Genomic DNA, 17,579 nt, shown 5'->3' on the forward strand with positions numbered 1-17,579 from the left:
GTCCTGCGGGACGGTTCAGCCCTCGAAGCCGACCGTGCCGTCCGGGAGGATCGCCTCGACCCGCGCGCCGTGCTCCACGGTCCGGCTCACCGTGCAGAACTTCTCGTGGGTCAGGCGCACCCCGCGCGCGAACACCTCCGCCGCGCGCGGGTTGTCGTCCGGCAGCTCGAACTCGTAGCTGACGCGGATGCGCCCCACCCGGCCGTCGTCCTCCGGCCCCGACACGGACTCGACCACGATCCTCAGGTCGTCGTGGTCGACCGCGCGCGCCGTCCGGTCCACGACCAGCCCGCCGCAGCCGCCCATCGCCGCGAGCAGCAGCTCGACCGGCGTGAACGACGGCTGGGCGTCCGCGTCGTCGTCGGCGGCCATCCGCACCTCGGCACCCCGGTCGTTGCGGGCGGTCCAGTTGCGGTACCCGGTGCGGACGGTCTCGATCCGGTAGTCGGCCATGACGACGCTGCTCCTCCTGCTCGTACGGTACGGTCGACCGCCGCGCGACCCCACGGCCCCCGCCCCACCGGGCGGACACGCCGGACGCGCGCGGCGGCCCCGTCAGTATCCGCGCTCCCGCCCGGCCGCCGCACCGACACGCGACCGCACCACGGCGCCCCACGCCTCCGCCACCGCCCCCCAGACCGCGCGCAGTCCCGGCTCCGCCTCCCGCACCGACGCCACCGCGGCCTCCGGAGAGCCGCCCGCCCGCCGGACCTCCTCCCCGTCGACCGCCGCCCACTCGGCCACCGTCCCCGCGTCGACCTCGGGGTGGAACTGCACGCCCCAGCCGACGCCCCCGACACGGAACGCCTGGAACGGGCAGTCGTCACCGGTCAGCAGCGGCACGGCGCCGGACGGCAGACGGACCATCTGGTCCCAGTGCCACTGCGCGGCGAGCGCGCCGTCCGGCACCCCTCCGAACACCGGGTCCGCCGCCGCCGCGGGCAGCCGGCGCAGCGGCACCGCGCCCACCTCGGGCCCCCACGGCCGCCGGGCCACGGACCCGCCGAGCGCGTGGGCGAGAATCTGGCCGCCCAGGCATATCCCCAGCAACGGCACCTCGTCCGCCACCGCCTCCCGCACGAGCCCGCGCACCCGCGGAAGCCACGGCGCGGCCACGTCGTCCTCGCAGTTCGCCGCCCCGCCGAGGACCAGCAGCCCGGCGTGGTCCCGCAGCGACTCCGGCAGGCCCTCGCCCCGCCAGCACCGCACGACGTCCAGCCGCACCCCGCCCGCCGCCAGCCGCGCCCCGACGAGCCCGGCACCGGCCTCCCGCTCGTGCTCGACCACCAGAACGGCGGGCGCCCTCGTGGTCGCAGTCTCGGTCCTCATGGATGGTGTGTCCCTCCGCGGTCGTCCCCGGCCGTCCCGGTCCGTTCGCCCGAGGATCTCCGAAGAAACGCCGTCGCGGGACCCCCCCGCCCCCGACTGAGTACCCCGCCGCAACGCCCTGAGTACGTCGGCCGATACGCCGCCGCCCGACCGCTGGTGAACTGGGTTCATGACCACCGACGCCCCGCGCACCCGCCCCCTCCAGCACGTCACCACCACCGGCACCGCCCTCGCGGTCGCCCTCGCCCCCCTGGTGCTCGGCGCGCTCCTCGCGCGGTCCGTCGGCGGCGACCCCATGGTCTCCGTCAACGCCCTCATCGCCGGCGGCGGCCAGCGCGCCCGCCTCTCCCGCGCCCACCTCCGCTCCAGCGCCACCCGCCTCGGCAACCGCTCCCGCCGCGCCCGCCCCCTCCGCCGCCCCCGCACCACCCCCCGCCCGGTCCCGGCGCCGTAGCCGGGGGTTTGCGCCCACCCCCGAGGCCGGGCGCGGGCGGAGCCGCCTCGTCGTGGGTGGACGATTCCCTACGGGCCGTCTTCGTGAGGCCCGCCGCCGCGAGGTGGGCGGAGAGGAGGCCGGGGGAGCGGCGGGGGTGCGGCGTCGGTCATCACGGCGGCGCCACGATTCCTCCACGTGTTCCGCCCTGACCGAACGGCCCCCGGGCGTCCCTCGGATGAGCGATGATCATCCCCTCTGAGCGGGCCCGGCGGCAGAGGTCCGGGACTTGTCGAAAGGCACACCGTATGGCGCGGCGGGACCCCGGACGGGACGGACACGGCGGCGGGACCGGGGGCGGGTCGCGGCGTGGAGCCGCCGAGGACGGCACCGGCGGCCACGGCACCGGGGCGGAGGCACGGGACGCCCGGATGGCCCGGCGTCGCTTCCTCGGGTACGTCCTCGCCGCGCCGACGCTGACCGTGGCCGCGCAGCTCGGCGCCGAGGCCGTGGCGCCCCGGCAGGCGCGGGCCGCCGCCCCGGCGCTCGTGCCGTCGCTGCCGGGGCCGGCCGAACTCCTGGACCTGAACGAGCTGCTGACGCTCGCCGCGCTGCCCACCGCGCACCTGATCACGATCCGGATCGAGGCGGACGGCAGGGCCCACTTCGCGCTGCCCCGCGCCGAGGTCGGCCAGGGCGTCACCACCTCCAGTGCCATGATCGTGGCGGAGGAGCTCGACCTCCCGCTCGACAAGGTCGTGGTGACCCTCGCCGACGCACGGCCCGAGCTGCTCTTCAACCAGCTGACCGGCGGTTCCAACACCACGTACTCCACCTACACCCCGATCCGGGTGGCCGCCGCGATCGCCCGGGGCCGCCTTCTGCACGCCGCCTCCCTCGTGCTCGGCGAGGCCGTCACGACCCTCACGACGAAGGCCGGTGCCGTCCTCTCCCCGGCCGGAGCGGTCCTCGGCTACGGCGAGCTCGCCGCGAGGGCGGCCGCGACCGCCGACACGGCGGTCGAGGTGACCCTGAAGGACCCGGCCCGGTTCCGCGTCGTCGGCACCGGGCAGCGGCGGGTGGACGCGCTGGCCGCCGTGACCGGCCGCAAGAAGTTCGCCATGGACCTGCGGATCCCGGACGCGCTGCCCACGATGGTGTGCCGCCCGCCCACCCTCAACGGCACGGTCCGGTCGGTGGCCAACCTCGCCGAGGTCCGGGCGATGCCGGGCGTCACCGACGTCGCCACCGTCTCCACCGGCGTCGCCGTCCGCGCCCGCACCTTCGGCCAGTGCGTGGACGCCGTGCGGGCCCTGGTCGTCACCTGGGGTCCGGGGACCGCCGACGGCGCCTCCGACGCCACCGTCCTGGAGAAGCTGCGGAGGGCCGAACTGCCGCTGGTCGTCCCGGCCCTGCCGCTGCTGACGAAGGCCGTCGACGCCCGCTTCACCTTCCACTTCGCCAGCAACGCGGCCTTGGAGACCAACTGCGCGATCGCGGACGTCCGCGCGGACTCCGCCGAGGTGTGGGCCTCGCTCAAGGCACCGATCGTCGCCCAGGAGAAGATCGCCCTCACGCTCGGTCTGCCGCCGTCGGCCGTCCGCGTGCACGTCACCGAGGGCGGCGGCTCCTTCGGCCGGAAGCTGTTCGCCGACGCCGCCCACGAGGCCGTCGAGATCTCCCGGGCCCTGGGGAAGCCCGTCAAGCTCATGTGGCACCGCACCGACGACTTCCGTCAGGGCCGTACGCACCCGATGTCCACGTCGCGGGTGCGCGCCACGTACTCCCTCGGCGAGGTCCTGACGTACGAGCAGCGGCACACCTCCGTCGCCACCGACTTCGGGCACGGCGTCGGCGAGGTCCTCACGGCGGAGGCGGCCCGGCTCCCGGTCGCCGACGCGACGTTCTCGGAGACGATGTTCCAGCTCACCCAGATCAGCCCGTACCACCTCGGGGTCACGACCCAGCTGCTCGCCGAGACCGACCAGGGCTTCAACACCGGGTCGATGCGGAACATCTACTCGCCCAACGTGCGCTGCGCCCAGGAGCTGGTCATGGACGAACTGGCCCGGAGGACGGGCCAGGACGCGTACGCGCTGCGGCGGCGCCTCGTGAAGGACGCCCGCGCCCGTGCGGTCCTCGACAAGGTGGCCCAGGTGGGGGAGTGGGGCCGGAGCATGGCGGCCGGGACGGGCCAGGGGATCGCCGTCCACACCGAGTACCACTCGGCGGTCGCGATCCTCGCCGAGATCGACTGCCGCCCGGCGACCGTCGGGCGGAAGGTGCCCGCCGGGTACACCGGACCGCGGGTGACGAAGGTGGTCTGCGCCGTCGACGTCGGGCTCGCGGTCAACCCGCGCGGCCTGGAGGCCCAGATGATGGGCGGGATCGCCGACGGCATCGCGATCACCCTGACCTCCGGCCTCCACCTGCGCGACGGGCACTTCCTGGAAGGCAGCTGGGACCAGTACTTCTACACCCGGCAGTGGAACACCCCGCCCGAGCTGGAGATCATCGTGATGCCCCCCACGGGCGAGGAGCCGGGAGGCGCGGGGGAGCTGGCGGTGGCCGGGACCATGGCCGCCGTCGCCTGCGCCTACGGCCGGGCGACCGGCACGATGCCGACGGTGTTCCCCGTCAACCACGGCGAGCCGCTCGCCTTCACTCCACTGCCCACCGTCCCGCCCGTCCCGGCCTCGCCGACCGACGGCCGCGACCGCACCGTCTGAGAGCCGGAGTCCCCGTGCCGCAGCACACCTTCATCCTGAACGGCAAGGCCGTCACCGCCGACGTCGAGGGCGACGTCCGGCTCCTGTGGGTCCTCCGGGACGTCCTCGGCGTGACCGGCCCCAAGTACGGCTGCGGGGTCGGCGTCTGCCGGGCCTGCACGAGCCACCTCAACGGCAGGGCGTTCCAGCCCTGCGCCGTGCCCGTCGAGGACCTCATGCCGACCGACGAGGTCACCACCATCGAGGGCCTCCCGGACACGGTGGGGCGCGACCTGCACCCGATGCAGGACGCCTGGCTCGACCTCGACGTCGCCCAGTGCGGCTACTGCCAGCCGGGCCAGATCATGACGGCGGTGGCCACCGTCCGCCGGGCGCGGGAGGCCGGCCGCGAGGTCACCGAGGCCGACCTGGACGCCATCCGGAACATCTGCCGGTGCGGCACCTACCACCGCATCCGGCAGGCCGTGCTGGAAGGCGCCCGGCGGATGGAGTGACCGCGGTGCGTGACGCGCCGGGATTCGGTTCGTGTCACGAAGGTATTCTGTTCGCATGGCGAAGGACGATGGCGGGAAGATGGGCGTGGTGACCGCCCTGGTGCGCGGCGCGTTCCTGGTGAACGCGGTCTACGCAGACGCCGGCCGCGCCTATGGACTGACGCCGCAGCAGGGGCAGTTGCTCTGCGTGCTGATGCCGAGCCCGTCCGGGATGGGCGAGCTCGGCACGACGCTCGGACTCGCCAAGTCCAGCCTGACGGGACTGGTGGACCGCACTTCCCGCCTCGGCTTCGTCCGGCGCGAGCCCGACCCGGAGGACCGGCGGGCCGTGCGGGTCGCGCTCACCGAGGAGGGGCAGCGGGTCGCCGAGGACTTCTACACCGAGACCTGCCGCCGGATCGACGAGCTGCCCGCCGGGCTCTCGGCCGACGAACGCGAGCAGCTCGCGGGCCTGCTCGGCCGCGTCCTCCGGGACAACGCGGTGCCCGTCGTCTTCGTCGACCCGGCCTGAGCCCGCCGCCACCGCCGTCGGGGAAGCCCGTGCGGCGGTGCGCGAGGGCGGGGGAGGAATCAGGGACCGGACGGGAGCGGGGGACGGACGGGTGCCCCGGCAGCCGGCCGGACCGCCGTGCCTACGAGCCGGCCGCCCGCGTCTCCCGTACCGCGTCCAGGTACTCCGCCACCGCGTCCCGGTTGCGGGTCAGACAGCGGATCCGCTCGGTCATCCGGTCGCGTTCGTCCTCCAGGGTCGCCAGCATCTCCGGGGTCGCGTCGGGGAAGTGGATGATCCTCGGCTTGTCCAGGCACGGCAGGATCTGCTTGATGATCCGCGTCGGCAGCCCCGCGTCGAGCAGCCCGCGGATCTGCATCACCCGGTCCACGTTCGCACCGTCGTAGACGCGGTAGCCGTTCGGCAGCCGGTCCGCGACGATGAGGCCCTGCTCCTCGTAGTAGCGAAGGAGCCTGCGCGGTGTTCCGGTGCGCTCCGACAGCTCGCCGATCCGCATGGGGAGCCCCTCCCGGGAATCGCTTGACCCTCACATCGATGTGAGGGTTCGAGCATACGGACATGAGCCACGACACGACAGCGTCGTCCGGCCGGTGCGCACCCGCGGCCCCCGACGACCGACTCCGCCCGCCCGCAGGCCGGTTGCCGCTCCCCGCCCTGCTCGCCCTCGCGACCGCCGTCTTCGTCACCAGCCTCACGGAGACCCTCCCGGCCGGCGTCCTGCCCGGCATGAGCGCCGGCCTGGGCGTCGGCGAGGCCGCGACGGGCCAGACGGTCACCGTCTACGCCCTCGGCACGGCCCTCACCGCCATCCCGCTGGCCGCCCGCACCGCCGGCCGGAGCCGCAAGCGGGTCCTGCTCGCCTCCGTCGCCGGCTTCGCCGTCGCGAACACTGTCACCGCCGCCTCCTCCTCGTACGCCCTCACCCTCGGCGCCCGGTTCCTCGCCGGAGTCGCGGCGGGAGTCGCCTGGGCCCTGCTGGCCGGCTACGCCCGCCGCCTCGCCCCCGCCCACCTCCAGGGCCGCGCGGTCGCCGTCGCGATGACCGGCATCCCGCTCGCGCTCTCCCTCGGCGTCCCCGCCGGGACCTTCCTCGGCGCGGCCGTCGGCTGGCGGAGCGCCTTCGCCGCGATGACCGTGATCGCCGCCGGTCTCCTCGGCTGGATCGCGCTCGCCGTCCCCGACCTGCCCGGCGAGCCGCGCGGCTCCCGCGCCCGGGCCGCCCGGACCCTGCGGGTGCCCGGCGTCCTGCCGGTGCTCGCCGTCACCTTCACCCTCGTCCTGGCCCACACCGTGCTGTACACCTACGTCGCCGCCTATCTCGGCCACATCGGCCGGGGCGGCTCCACGGGGCTCGTCCTGCTGGTCTTCGGCGCCGCCTCCCTCGTCGGGATCTGGGTGACCGGGCGTCACATCGACCGCCGGCTGCGGGCCCTCGCCCTCGGCGGGACGCTCCTCGTCGCCGCCGCGGCCGCGGCCCTCGCCGTACCGGCCGGGCGGACCGCCCTCGTCCCCATCGCCGCCGCGCTGTGGGGCCTGGGCTGGGGCGGGGCGCCGACCCTGCTGCAGACGGCCGTCGCGGACGCGGGCGGGGACGCCGCCGACACCGCCCAGACGATCCTGGTCAGCCTCTGGAACGCGGCGATGGCGGCCGGCGGCCTCGCGGGCGGCCTCCTCCTCGACCTCCTGGGCGCCGGCGCCCTTCCGGGGAGCGTCCTCCTCCTGCTCGTCCCGGTGGTGGCCGTCGTCGCGGGCGCCCGCGCCCACGGCTTCCCCGCCCGGCGTTCGGCCGCGTGAGGCCCGCGTCGAACGGGCGCGGGCCCCCACCGCCGGACGGTGGGGGCCCGCGCCGGGTCACCGGAGCGTCAGACGGCCGGCGGGACGCGGGACGGGCGGCCCGAGCCGCGCGTCAGCACGTAGCCGCCGATGCCGGCGAGCGCGGCGAGGACCGCGCCCGCCGCCGTCCAGAGCCAGCGGTCCGACCACCAGCCGGAGGACCAGCCGTCCTCCGGGGCGGCCGCGTCGACCACCGTGCGCCGGCCGGCGTCCTCGTCCGCCTTCGCCTGGTCGGCGGTGGTCGCCCCCGGCACCAGGGGCGCGCCCAGCGAACCGTCGGTGGCGTAGGCGCCGCCCTTGTCGAGCACGTCGACCCCCACGGCGGCCGTGAACGGCTGCCCGAGGTCCTCGTCGGGCAGTCCGGTCACCGTCAGCCGCACGAAGTAGCTGCCGGGCAGCGGGTCGTTCGCCCACGCGTCGGCCGAGGCCCGGACCGGGCGCAGCACACAGGCGAGCTCGGTGGTCGTGGCGTCCTTCGCCGCCGTGCGGGCCTGCATGCCGTACATGCACGGCTGGCGCCGCCGCAGGCCGTCGTAGACGTCGATCCGCCAGGTCGCGGCGCCGTGCCGCAGCGCCGCTTCGGGCAGCGTGACGGTGGCCCGGACGGTGGGCCGCTGGCCGGTGTCCGCGGGGAAGACCCAGTACAGGTAGTCACCCGAGGCGGCCTGCGCGGTCGCCCGCTGGCCCGGCAGGAAGCGGGCGGCGGTGCGGAACGTGGTCCCGGCCTCCGTGGGGCCCCCGTCCGGACCGGCGCTCGCGCTCGGGTCGGCCGTGGCGGACGGGGAGTCGGCCACGGCGGCCGGAGCCGCGAGACCGAGGAGGGCGACGCCCGCGAGGGCGGCCGTGGCGAGCATGCGTACGGTGCGCATCAGTGGGTCCTCCAGACAGCGAAGCGCCAGCGGGACAGCCAGCCCCAGACCAGACCGGCCAGGAAGCCGACGAGCACCAGCACGCCGAGCAGCCACCAGCCGCGGCCCAGACCGAAGGAGGCCACGTCCGAGGCGCTCGACGGGCCGTCGACGACGTCCACCGTCAGCTCGATGGGCATGCCCGGCGTGGTCTTCACCGACGGGGGAGCGGAGAAGGAGTTGCTGACCTGCAGACAGACCGTCTCGGCGGCCGGCTTGGCGTCTCCGGGGCCGTCGTCGAGGTCGGGCTTGGGGTAGCGCAGGCCCGTGGAGACGACGTCCGTCCGGCCGTCGCCCGCCTCGGAGCCACGGACTATCTCGCGGCCGTGGAGGGTGACCGCCCGCAGCAGCACGCCGTAGTCGTCGTTGACGGCCCGGTCGGCGGAGACGCTGACGGAGGCCCGCAGTTCCTGGCCGGGCAGCAGGTCCACCTTGTACCAGCGGTGCTCGCCGAAGGACTCGCGGTCCGTGTACAGACCGGGCTTGAGCTGCGGGGCGTCGGGGCAGCGCGGCGTGCCGCGGGTGGCCACCGGCGTGACGACCGGGTCGGCCGCGCGGTCGACCAGCTGGCGGACGCGGCGCGAGAGGTCCTCGGTGCGGTGGACGGAGGTGTACGTGCCTCCGGTGGCCTCCGCGATGCAGGTGAGCTGCTGCCGGGTCTTGGCGTCCGGCACGAGGCCGAGGGTGTCGATGACGAGGTGGATGCCCTTGGCCGCGATCTCCCGGGCCACCTGGCAGGGGTCGAGCGGGGCGCAGGTGTCCTCGCCGTCGGTGATGAGCACGATCCGCTTGGTCGCCCCGTCCTCGCCGAGGTCGTCGGCGGCGCCGAGCAGCGCCGGCCCGATCGGGGTCCAGCCGGTCGGGGCGAGCGTCGCCACGGCCGCCTTGGCCTCGGTGCGGTCGAGCGGTCCCACCGGGTACAGCTGCCGGGTGTCCTTGCAGCCCCGCTTGCGGTCCTGCCCGGGGTAGTCGGCGCCCAGGGTGCGGATGCCGAGCCTGACCTCCTCGGGCACGGCGTCCAGGACCTCGTTGAAGGCCTGCTTGGCCGCGGCCATGCGCGACGTGCCGTCGATGTCCTTGGCCCGCATGGAGCCGCTGACGTCGAGGACCAGCTCGACCTTGGGGGATTCCTTCGCCGGTTCGTCGGCGGCCGCGCCCGTCGGCAGCAGCGCGACGCTCAGGGCGGCGAGCAGCGCGCAGGCCCCGGTCGCCAGCCGTTTTCTCGTGATCATCGCCGGATCGTATTGATGATTCTCCGACAATCCCAAATCACGTCCGGCCGTTGACGGATCCTGCGCGTGCGCAAGGCCGCGGAGGCCCTTCGTCGCCCGGCGCCCGGCGCCGTCGTCGCCGCCGGTGACCGGTCGGCGGTCCCCGACTTGCGATCAGGAATGCGGGGTGTTGGTCTGGAAGGTACAGGGAGCAACGGGCGCAGCGATCCGGGCCCGCAGGGGTGGCGTTCAGCCGAATCAGGGGGACGGCGCGTCGTATGGCGACGGGGCGGATGCCCCCGCGCCGCGGCACGCCACCGGAGGTGCACGATGACACAGCTCTCTTCTGCCCGCATTCCCCTCCGCCGGATCATGGCCGTGATCCTGACGGCCGCCCTGACGCTCTCCCTCTCGGTGGTGCTCACCGTCACCTCGACGAAGAAGGCGGTCGCCTCGTGCTCCGCCAGCCCGTTCAACGGGACGTGGCGCTCGTCCGACGCCAGGCTGAAGCGCATCGACGTGTGGCAGGGGGAGGACTGCCACCTGTACGCGAAGGCATGGTCCGTCTGCGAGCACGACGCGACGCACATCTGCAGCTGGGGGAAGAGGAGGATGGGCGACAGCCCCGAGCCGAACTTCCAGTTCGTCGGATACAACTGGAGCGACGCCGACGAGGTGCTGCACCTGCGGTTGAAGGACCGGTCCCACCTCTCGGTGTGGGACAGCACCGACTACCACAGCGGCAAGAAGGTCAGTTTCACGGTCGGCATGTACCGGAGCCGTTGAGCCCGTGACGGGTCAACGGTGCTCGGGGTTCTCGAAGTCGAAGCGGCAGCCGGCGTCCCACTCGGAGCGCTGGTTGCCGTGGGCGGGGATGCCGCCGGCGTCCTTGAGCAGGCGGGCCAGGTGGAGCTGGTTCCAGGTCATGAAGGTCGCGTTGCGGTTGGTGAAGTCGTTCTCCGGACCGCCCGAGCCGGGGTCGAGGTACGACGGTCCCGGGCCGGCCGGGCCGACCCAGCCCGCGTCCGCCTGGGGCGGGATCACGTAGCCGAGGTGCTGGAGGCTGTAGAGGACGTTCATCGCGCAGTGCTTGGCGCCGTCCTCGTTGCCGGTGATCAGACAGCCGCCCACACGGCCGTAGTAGGCGTACTGGCCCTGCTCGTTGAGGATCGACGAGCAGGCGTACAGGCGCTCGATCACCTTCTTCATGACCGAGGAGTTGTCACCCAGCCACACGGGCCCCGCCAGGGTCAGGATGTCGGCGGCCATCACCTGCGAGTAGAGCACCGGCCACTCGTCCGTCTCCCACCCGTGTTCGGTCATGTCCGGCCACACACCGGTCGCGATGTCGACGTCCACCGCCCTGACCACGTCGACCCGCACCCCCTGGCGCTCCATGATCCCGGTGCTGATGTCGATCAGCCCCTGGGTGTGGCTGCGCTCCGGCGACCGCTTGAGCGTGCAGTTGATCACCAGCGCGCGGAGATCGCGGTAGGACGGGCCGTTGTCGGTCATCGAGGCATCCCTGGGGAACGAGCGGGCGGTCGGACGGCCCGCCACGCCCGGCTGCCGACGTCGAGGGGCTCCGGGCGGGTCCGGCCGGGAATCCCGTCCACTGTCGCGCCTCGTCGAGCGGACCGGCGGGACGCCGCGCCATCGCCGGCGAAGTCGCTCCGCGATCACCCGCCTGGCCCGCACCGACGACGACCGTTCCCCTCCCGGGGTCCCACCCCCTGCGCGCCGCGGAGCTCGGGCCGGGCCGGTTCAGCCCGGCGGGCCCGCCGCGTTCCCGGGACCGTCCTCGGTCAGGGGGCGGGCCGTCACGCCCGAGGCGTGTTCCTGGTGCCCGCCCGAGGCGATGAGGCGGACCTCGTCGCGATCGCTGATCTCCGCGCGGATGATGCCGGTCGCGTCGCAGTAGACGGGGTGTCCTCCGGACCCCGTGGACGCCGTGCGCTCCACCACCACGACGTCCCGGGCCCCGCCCGCGCCGTCGGAGAACACCAGCTCGTACCGGAGTGTGCTCATTTGCCTGATTTTACGCCGCTCGGCGGGTCACGGCGTCGGAGAGCGCGGCCAGCGCGGCGCCCAGGGCCTTCAGGCCCGGCCCCGCGGGTCCGCCCGGCTCGCTCATGTACAGGTCCCGGCGGATCTCGACCATCAGCGCGGTGACCCGCGGGTCCCTGCGGTGGTACCGCAGCGGCACGTACGTCCCCGCGAACGGCGTGTCCGTCGCGACACCCCCGAAGGCGCCGAACGCCTCCCGCGCCGCCTCCAGGAGCGCCGGCGGCGTGTGGAACGCGTCCGTCCCGAGGCAGACCGGCGGCCGCGGACCCTCGCCGTGCAGCTCGTACGGCAGCGGCTCCGTCGGGTACGAGTGGACGTCGACGACCACGGCCCGCCCCGTCGCCGCCAGGCGCCCCGCCACGGCCTCGGTCATGGCCCCGGCGTACGGACCGAAGTACCGGTCGACGAGCGGTGCCGGATCGAATCCGTCGGGACGCAGCGGGACGCGGTGCGTCGTGCGCGTGTAGACCGCGCCCATGCCGACGGCGAGCATCTCCTCGCGCTCGTCCGGGAACCGCTCGGGGTCGACGACGAGCCGGGAGAGCCGGTTGACGAACCGCCAGGGCGCGATCTCCGCCGCCGCGGCGCCCGCCGCGGCGATCTCCGCCGTGTGGGCGTCGGTGAGGTGGTCCAGCTCCGCGGCGAGCTCCCCGTCGTCGAGCACGATGTCCCCGCGCACCTCCGGCGGCACCACGCGCGAGGAGTGCGGCACGTGCAGGAGCACGGGGGAGCCGGGGTCACCGGCCAGGAGCGCGAAGGAGTCCGGGATCATCGCCTCAGCCTGCCACGGACCGGCCGCCGCCGGAACCGGGCCCGCTCGCCCGCCACCCCGGCCCGCTCCGCCGCGAACCCGCTGGTTAGAGTGGTGCGAGGTCGCGCCGCCGCACCAGGTCCAGGCGCCGGACCGGGCCGACTGTCGATCACAGGGTCCCGCACGACCACCCGACCCCTGTCTCGCCCCGGCCGACGGCCGCCTGCCCCGGAAACCACCGCCTCACATGAGCACCGACGCCGCCCTGCGCCCCGACACCGGCCCCACCGCCCCCGCGACCCCCGGAAAGCCGCCCCGCCGGCCGCGGATGTCCGGAAGGGCCCCGGCCCGCCCGGCCCCCGCCGCCGCCTTCCACAGCGTGAGCGCGGCGACGGCCGCCCTGCTCGGGCTCGTCGCGCTCGGCGCCCTGATCCACGAACCGGTGCTGATACCGCCGCTCGCCGCCAGCGCGGCCCTGGTGCACTGCGCGCCCGCCCTCCCCCTCGCCCAGCCCCGCAGCGTGATCGTCGGTCACCTCCTCGGCGCCGCCGCCGGATACGCGGTCGCGGCCGCCGCCGGCGGCAGCGCGTGGGCGGCCGCCGTCGCCGCCGGGGCGACCCTCGCCCTGACGACGCTCGCCAGGACCCCGCACTCCCCGGCCTGCGCGACCTCCGTGGTCATCGTGCTCCAGGCGCCCGCGCCGGCCCGCTTCGTCCCGCTGCTCCTCGGGGCCACGGTCCTGTTGGTCCTGACCGCGTACTGCGCCTCCCGCATCCGCCGCCGCGCCCCGAGATACCCCGCCTACTGGTGGTGAGCCGGGCCCCGCGCCCCGCGTGAGCGGCCGTACGCCCTCCGCGGCGCGGGTGAGCGGGCGCCTGCGGCCGGTGCGCCCCGGGAGCGCCGCACCCCCGGGCGCCGTTCCCCCGGGTGATCGGGTCACCTTCCGGCGGGTTCCGGACGGAAACCCACCCGAAGCGCCGGACCCTCCCCGAGCAGGGCTTCCGAGGGCGTATTCCCTTGCGTGGCCGGTGCCCGACCGTGCACCGGCGCAGTGAGGGGAGAGAACCGCATGTTGTCCTCCTGGCCGCACCTCCGGCAGGACTTCGCCGCGTCCGTCGTCGTCTTCCTCGTCGCCCTGCCGCTCTGCATCGGGGTGGCCGTCGCCTCGGGCGTCCCCGCCGAACTCGGCCTCGTCACCGGCATCGTCGGCGGCGTCGTCACCGGCCTGATGCGGGGGAGCAGCCTCCAGGTCTCGGGTCCCGCCGCCGGCCTCACCGTCCTGGTCCTGGAGGTGGTCCGGGCCTTCGGACTCGCCGCGCTCGGCGTCGTCGTCCTCCTCGCGGGACTGCTCCAGATCCTGGTGGGCCTGCTGCGGTGGGGCCGCTGGTTCCGGGCCATCTCCGCCTCGGTCGTCGAGGGCATGCTCGCCGGCATCGGCCTGGTCATCGTGGCCGGCCAGCTGTACGCGGCGGCGGGCATCGACGCCCCCGCGTCGGGGCCCGCCCGGATCGCCGGACTGCCCGCCGCCCTCGGACGCGCCCTGACGGACGCCTCCCTGCTGGTCCCGCTCGCCGTCGCGGCCGGCACGATCCTGGTGATCGTGGGATGGCGCTTCGTCCCCCGGCCCGTCCGGGCGGTACCCGGCGCACTGGCGGCGGTCCTGCTCGCCGCGCTCGTCACCGCCGTGGCGGACCCGCCCCTGGCCACCGTGCGGGTGAGCGGCGTCCTGGACGCGGTCCGGCCGCCCGGGTCCGACGCGTTCGCCGCCCTGACCGACGTCGCCCTGCTGGGCACCGTCCTGGCGTTCGCGCTGATCGCCTCCGCGGAGTCGCTGTTCGGCGCGGCGGCGGTGGACCGTCTGCACGACGGGCCCCGCACCGACTACGACAGGGAGCTGGTCGCCCAGGGCGTCGGGAACACGGTCTGCGGCCTGCTCGGCGCGCTGCCGATGACCGCCGTCATCGTCCGCAGCTCGGCCAACGTCCGGGCGGGCGCCCGGACGAAGGCGTCCCGGGTGCTGCACGGGATGTGGCTGCTGGTCTTCGCCGCCCTGCTGCCCGCGACCCTGGCGTACGTGCCGGTCGCCTCGCTCGCGGGCATCCTGGTCCACGCCGGGTGGAGGCTGATCCCCTTCCGCGCCGTGGCCGCCCTCTGGAGGGGACACCGGGGCGAGGCGCTCGTCCTGGTCACCACGGCCGTCTCGATCGTCGCCGGCGGAATGCTGGAGGGGGTGCTGATCGGGCTGGTGCTCTCCGTCGCCAAGGCCGCGTGGGACGTGTCGCACCTCCGGGTGGAGCGCACGGACGACGGTCCGGGTCCGGTGCGGGTGAGCCTCACGGGGAACGCCAACTTCCTGCGGCTGCCCACGATGCTCGACGCGCTCGAATCCCTGCCGCGGGACCGCCCCGTCGAAGTGGACCTGTCCCGGCTCCAGCACCTGGACCACGCCTGCCGCGCCGCCCTCGACACCTGGGCCGAGCGGCACCGGACGGCCGGCCCCGGCTCCGTGCTCCTGCACGGTCCGCCCGAGGGGCGCACCGCCCGGCCCTCCGACGGCGAGCCGGCGCCGGCCGCGCCCTGACCGACGGCGCGTCACCTCCCCGGCGGGGCTGCGAAGGGGGCGGAGGGGCCGTCCTCAGCGGTCGAGCGGAACCGCGGCGTGGATCGTCTTGCCGGCCGGGTGGGAGTCCACCGTCACCTCGCGGCACAGCCGCAGCACGATGGGCCAGCCGTAGCCGCCCGGGCGGAGCTCGTCGCGGCGTTCGCAGTGCGGGGACCGCCCGCTGGCGTCGGCCACGGAGACGGTCACCCGGTCGCCTCCGACGGTGACGCCGAAGCCCGTGACGCCGCCGCCGTGGCGCATCGCGTTCGTGACCAGTTCGGAGGTGACGAGGAGCAGGTCCTCGCACCGCGCGGGCGGAAGACCGCCGAGTCCCGCGACGGCGTGCCGGACCAACCGGCGTGCCTGCGCCGGTGTGCGGACCCGGTACGGCCCGCCGCTCACGCTGCCGCGAGGGACCGCCTCCACCGACGTAAGGGTCCGGGGGTCGCTGCGGGTTGTCATGGCGAATCCCTTTCTTCCTGATGCGTCCTGGGGTGACGGAATCCGCCTTCCCGGTCGGCCCGGAGTGATGCCTTTCATCCGGTCGGAAGAAAGGAGGAGTACTCCGTGAAGACCGGGGTACGAGGGCCGCGACCGCGGAACAAGCTGTGAGCTGGAGGAGGTTGTCCCCGTGCGGACCGAGATGACCGAGGCGACGACGACGTACGTGACGAACACGACAAGCGTGACGAACGGTACGCGTGAGGAACTGCCTGTTCTCGAGGCCCCCCAGGAGGTCGCGCCCCGCGACGCCCGCGCCCTGACGAAGGTGTTCCTCCGCGAGCTCGCGGAGCGGGAGGAGGGGACCCACGAGTACCAGTACGTCAGGAACACCCTCATCGAGATGAACATGACGCTCGTGCGGTACGTCGCCGGGCGGTTCCGGGCGCGCGCCGACGAGATGGACGACATCGTCCAGGTCGGCATGATCGGTCTCATCAAGGCGATCGACCGCTTCGACCTGAGCCGTGAGGTCGAGTTCACCACCTTCGCCGTTCCGTACATCCAGGGCGAGATCAAGCGGTTCTTCCGCGACACCACCTGGGCCGTCCACGTCCCGCGCCGGCTCCAGGAGGCCCGCGTGGAGCTGGCCAAGGCGACCGACGAGCTGAGCTCGAAGCTGGGCCGCGCGCCCAGGGTCGCGGAGCTGGCCCCGCACATGGACCTGTCGGAGAGCGAGGTCGTCGAGGCGCAGCTGGCCGCGAACGGCTACAACTCCACCTCCCTGGACGCCACGATAGGCGGTGGCGACGGCGAGGACGACGACGCCGCCCTGGCCGACCTCATCGGCGAGGAGGACCCGGCCCTCGCACTCTTCGAGGACTTCCACACCCTGGCGCCGCTGGTGGAGGCCCTCGAGGAGCGCGACCGGCTCCTCCTGCACCTGCGTTTCGTCGAGGAACTGACCCAGGCGCAGATCGGCGAACGCCTCGGCGTCTCGCAGATGCACGTCTCACGGCTCCTGGCCCGCAGCCTCAAGCGCCTGCGGGAAGGCATGGTCGACACCGGGACGGGCGGCTGACCGACGGTGCGCCCCGGGACAGGCCGGGGGCGCACCGGCACCCTCGCCCCGTCGCCCGAAAGCCCGTCCTCCGGACGGGCTTTCGGCGTCCCGGTGTGCTCCTCGGCCGCCGTCCGGGCCCGTCCTCGGTCCACCGGGCCGGGTACCCGCCGGCGTCGTCGGGGCAGGACGCCGGCCGGGGAGCACGACGAACTGCCTGGGGTCCCCGTCGTCGACGGGGACCCCAGGCACTTCGGTGACCTTCACCGCGGTGCGGCGGCCGCTCTCGCCGGCGGTGCCGCCGTCATGACCTGTCCTCCGGCCGCGTGGCGATGAAGGAGGGGCGGCGGACCGGGGCGGCGAACGGCATCTCCGGCAGGTTCTCGACGCTGTTGAAGACGAGGAAGACGTTGCTCCGCGGGAACGGTGTGATGTTGTCGCCGGAGCCGTGCAGGGCGTTGCAGTCGAACCAGGTGGCCGAGCCCGCGGGGCCGGTGAAGTGGCGGATGCCGCAGGCCTCGGCGAACGTCGTCAGCGCCTCGTCGGACGGCGTCCCGGCGTCCTGCATCTGCAGCGACTTCTTGTAGTTGTCCGTCGGCGTGGCCCCCGCGCAGCCCAGGAAGGTGCGGTGCGAACCCGGCATGATCATGAGGCTGCCGTTGGTGGTGTGGTTCGGGGTCAGCGCGATCGACACCGACACGGTCCGCATCTGCGGCAGCCCGTCCTCGGCGTGCCAGGTCTCGAAGTCGGAGTGCCAGTAGAAGCCACTGGCGCCGAACCCCGGCTTGACGTTGATCCGTGACTGGTGGACGTAGACGTCGGAGCCCAGGATCTGGCGTGCCCGGCCCACCACCCTCGGGTCCTGCGCGAGCCGGGCGAAGACCTCGCTGATCCGGTGCACCTCGAAGACGGAGCGGATCTCCTGGGAACGGGGCTCGACGATCGCCCGCTCGTCCGTCCGCAGGGCGGGGTCGGAGACGAGCCGGTCCAGCTCGGCCCGGAGCTCGTCGACCTCCTCGGGCGTGACGAGCTCGTCGACCGTGAGGAACCCGTCGCGGTCGAACTCCTCCAGCTCGCGGGCCCAGAACGGGCCGGGTGTGCCGGGCTCCGACCACACGACCGGGTCCTTGCGGCCGATGAGCACCTCCTGGGCGCCACGGGTGGGGTAGAGGTCGACGGGGCGGGTGGGTGCGGAGGTCATGGGGCGGGG

General features: G+C 74.5%; 19 protein-coding genes. 9 read left to right on the plus strand and 10 right to left on the minus strand.

From position 1 onward, the window contains the following. Positions 1-15 precede the first annotated feature (15 nt). Both ACZ60W_RS06620 and ACZ60W_RS06625 read right to left on the minus strand, forming a co-directional pair. Positions 16-453 (minus strand): OsmC family protein, encoded by a 438-nt coding sequence (locus ACZ60W_RS06620; protein WP_469754257.1) that lies wholly within the window; start codon positions 451-453, stop codon positions 16-18. A gap of 102 nt (positions 454-555) precedes the next feature. Further along, the gene (locus tag ACZ60W_RS06625) at positions 556-1,329 is read right to left on the minus strand and encodes a type 1 glutamine amidotransferase (RefSeq protein ID WP_469754258.1); all 774 of its coding nucleotides are present in this window, start codon (positions 1,327-1,329) and stop codon (positions 556-558) included. Between the two features lie 169 nt (positions 1,330-1,498). Here ACZ60W_RS06625 and ACZ60W_RS06630 point away from each other — a divergent pair, with 169 nt between their 5' ends. The 4 genes from ACZ60W_RS06630 (at position 1,499) to ACZ60W_RS06645 (ending at position 5,496) form a co-directional block, all read left to right on the plus strand. After that, positions 1,499-1,783: a hypothetical protein gene (locus ACZ60W_RS06630; RefSeq protein ID WP_469754259.1), complete on the plus strand. Its 285-nt coding sequence runs from the start codon at positions 1,499-1,501 to the stop codon at positions 1,781-1,783. 410 nt (positions 1,784-2,193) lie between these two features. Beyond that, a complete protein-coding gene (locus ACZ60W_RS06635) occupies positions 2,194-4,491 on the plus strand; it encodes a xanthine dehydrogenase family protein molybdopterin-binding subunit (protein WP_469754292.1) in 2,298 nt (765 codons plus the stop codon). Between the two features lie 14 nt (positions 4,492-4,505). After that, positions 4,506-4,985 carry a (2Fe-2S)-binding protein gene (locus ACZ60W_RS06640; RefSeq protein ID WP_469754260.1) on the plus strand — a complete coding sequence of 160 codons (480 nt, stop codon included), beginning with the start codon at positions 4,506-4,508 and terminating at the stop codon, positions 4,983-4,985. Between the two features lie 79 nt (positions 4,986-5,064). After that, positions 5,065-5,496 carry a MarR family winged helix-turn-helix transcriptional regulator gene (locus tag ACZ60W_RS06645; protein WP_469754293.1) on the plus strand — a complete coding sequence of 144 codons (432 nt, stop codon included), beginning with the start codon at positions 5,065-5,067 and terminating at the stop codon, positions 5,494-5,496. A gap of 121 nt (positions 5,497-5,617) precedes the next feature. On the opposite strand, the gene ACZ60W_RS06650 is transcribed toward ACZ60W_RS06645, so the two are convergent. Beyond that, complete coding sequence (locus ACZ60W_RS06650) at positions 5,618-5,992, minus strand: MerR family transcriptional regulator (RefSeq protein WP_469754261.1); 375 nt, start codon at positions 5,990-5,992, stop codon at positions 5,618-5,620. Between the two features lie 62 nt (positions 5,993-6,054). Between ACZ60W_RS06650 and ACZ60W_RS06655 the strand changes: the two genes are divergently transcribed. Beyond that, complete coding sequence (locus ACZ60W_RS06655; RefSeq protein ID WP_469754262.1) at positions 6,055-7,290, plus strand: MFS transporter; 1,236 nt, start codon at positions 6,055-6,057, stop codon at positions 7,288-7,290. A 68-nt stretch (positions 7,291-7,358) separates the two neighbouring features. On the opposite strand, the gene ACZ60W_RS06660 is transcribed toward ACZ60W_RS06655, so the two are convergent. Together ACZ60W_RS06660 and ACZ60W_RS06665 are read right to left on the minus strand one after the other, a co-directional pair. Continuing rightward, entirely contained in the window at positions 7,359-8,198 is an 840-nt protein-coding gene (locus ACZ60W_RS06660) for a hypothetical protein (RefSeq protein WP_469754263.1), read from the minus strand. Further along, positions 8,198-9,469: a VWA domain-containing protein gene (locus tag ACZ60W_RS06665; protein ID WP_469754264.1), complete on the minus strand. Its 1,272-nt coding sequence runs from the start codon at positions 9,467-9,469 to the stop codon at positions 8,198-8,200. The genes ACZ60W_RS06660 and ACZ60W_RS06665 overlap by 1 nt, the downstream gene beginning before the upstream one ends. A 309-nt stretch (positions 9,470-9,778) precedes the next feature. Here ACZ60W_RS06665 and ACZ60W_RS06670 point away from each other — a divergent pair, with 309 nt between their 5' ends. Further along, positions 9,779-10,234 (plus strand): hypothetical protein, encoded by a 456-nt coding sequence (locus tag ACZ60W_RS06670; RefSeq protein ID WP_469754265.1) that lies wholly within the window; start codon positions 9,779-9,781, stop codon positions 10,232-10,234. Positions 10,235-10,246: 12 nt separating this feature from the next. Here the strand turns inward: ACZ60W_RS06670 and ACZ60W_RS06675 are convergent, their stop codons facing one another. From ACZ60W_RS06675 to ACZ60W_RS06685, 3 genes are all read right to left on the minus strand, one after another. Next, on the minus strand, positions 10,247-10,963 hold the full coding sequence (locus tag ACZ60W_RS06675) for a flavodoxin family protein (RefSeq protein ID WP_469754266.1): 717 nt from the start codon (positions 10,961-10,963) through the stop codon (positions 10,247-10,249). A gap of 249 nt (positions 10,964-11,212) precedes the next feature. Then, positions 11,213-11,476, minus strand: coding sequence for a DUF6296 family protein (locus ACZ60W_RS06680; RefSeq protein ID WP_469754267.1), 264 nt, complete (start codon positions 11,474-11,476; stop codon positions 11,213-11,215). A gap of 10 nt (positions 11,477-11,486) precedes the next feature. Beyond that, complete coding sequence (locus tag ACZ60W_RS06685) at positions 11,487-12,287, minus strand: N-formylglutamate amidohydrolase (protein ID WP_469754268.1); 801 nt, start codon at positions 12,285-12,287, stop codon at positions 11,487-11,489. A 226-nt stretch (positions 12,288-12,513) separates the two neighbouring features. On the opposite strand from ACZ60W_RS06685, the gene ACZ60W_RS06690 reads away from it, so the two are divergent. Both ACZ60W_RS06690 and ACZ60W_RS06695 read left to right on the plus strand, forming a co-directional pair. Beyond that, the gene (locus ACZ60W_RS06690) at positions 12,514-13,080 is read left to right on the plus strand and encodes an HPP family protein (RefSeq protein WP_469754269.1); all 567 of its coding nucleotides are present in this window, start codon (positions 12,514-12,516) and stop codon (positions 13,078-13,080) included. Positions 13,081-13,335: 255 nt separating this feature from the next. Beyond that, a complete protein-coding gene (locus tag ACZ60W_RS06695; RefSeq protein ID WP_469754270.1) occupies positions 13,336-14,847 on the plus strand; it encodes a SulP family inorganic anion transporter in 1,512 nt (503 codons plus the stop codon). 54 nt (positions 14,848-14,901) lie between these two features. Here the strand turns inward: ACZ60W_RS06695 and ACZ60W_RS06700 are convergent, their stop codons facing one another. Further along, entirely contained in the window at positions 14,902-15,330 is a 429-nt protein-coding gene (locus tag ACZ60W_RS06700; RefSeq protein ID WP_469754271.1) for an ATP-binding protein, read from the minus strand. A gap of 181 nt (positions 15,331-15,511) precedes the next feature. Between ACZ60W_RS06700 and ACZ60W_RS06705 the strand changes: the two genes are divergently transcribed. Next, positions 15,512-16,390: an RNA polymerase sigma factor SigF gene (locus ACZ60W_RS06705; protein ID WP_469754294.1), complete on the plus strand. Its 879-nt coding sequence runs from the start codon at positions 15,512-15,514 to the stop codon at positions 16,388-16,390. Between the two features lie 283 nt (positions 16,391-16,673). Here the strand turns inward: ACZ60W_RS06705 and thpD are convergent, their stop codons facing one another. Next, on the minus strand, positions 16,674-17,570 hold the full coding sequence (gene thpD / locus ACZ60W_RS06710; RefSeq protein WP_469754272.1) for an ectoine hydroxylase: 897 nt from the start codon (positions 17,568-17,570) through the stop codon (positions 16,674-16,676). Between the last annotated feature and the right edge of the window lie 9 nt (positions 17,571-17,579).

This window comes from Streptomyces sp. NPDC104202 (assembly GCF_055584185.1).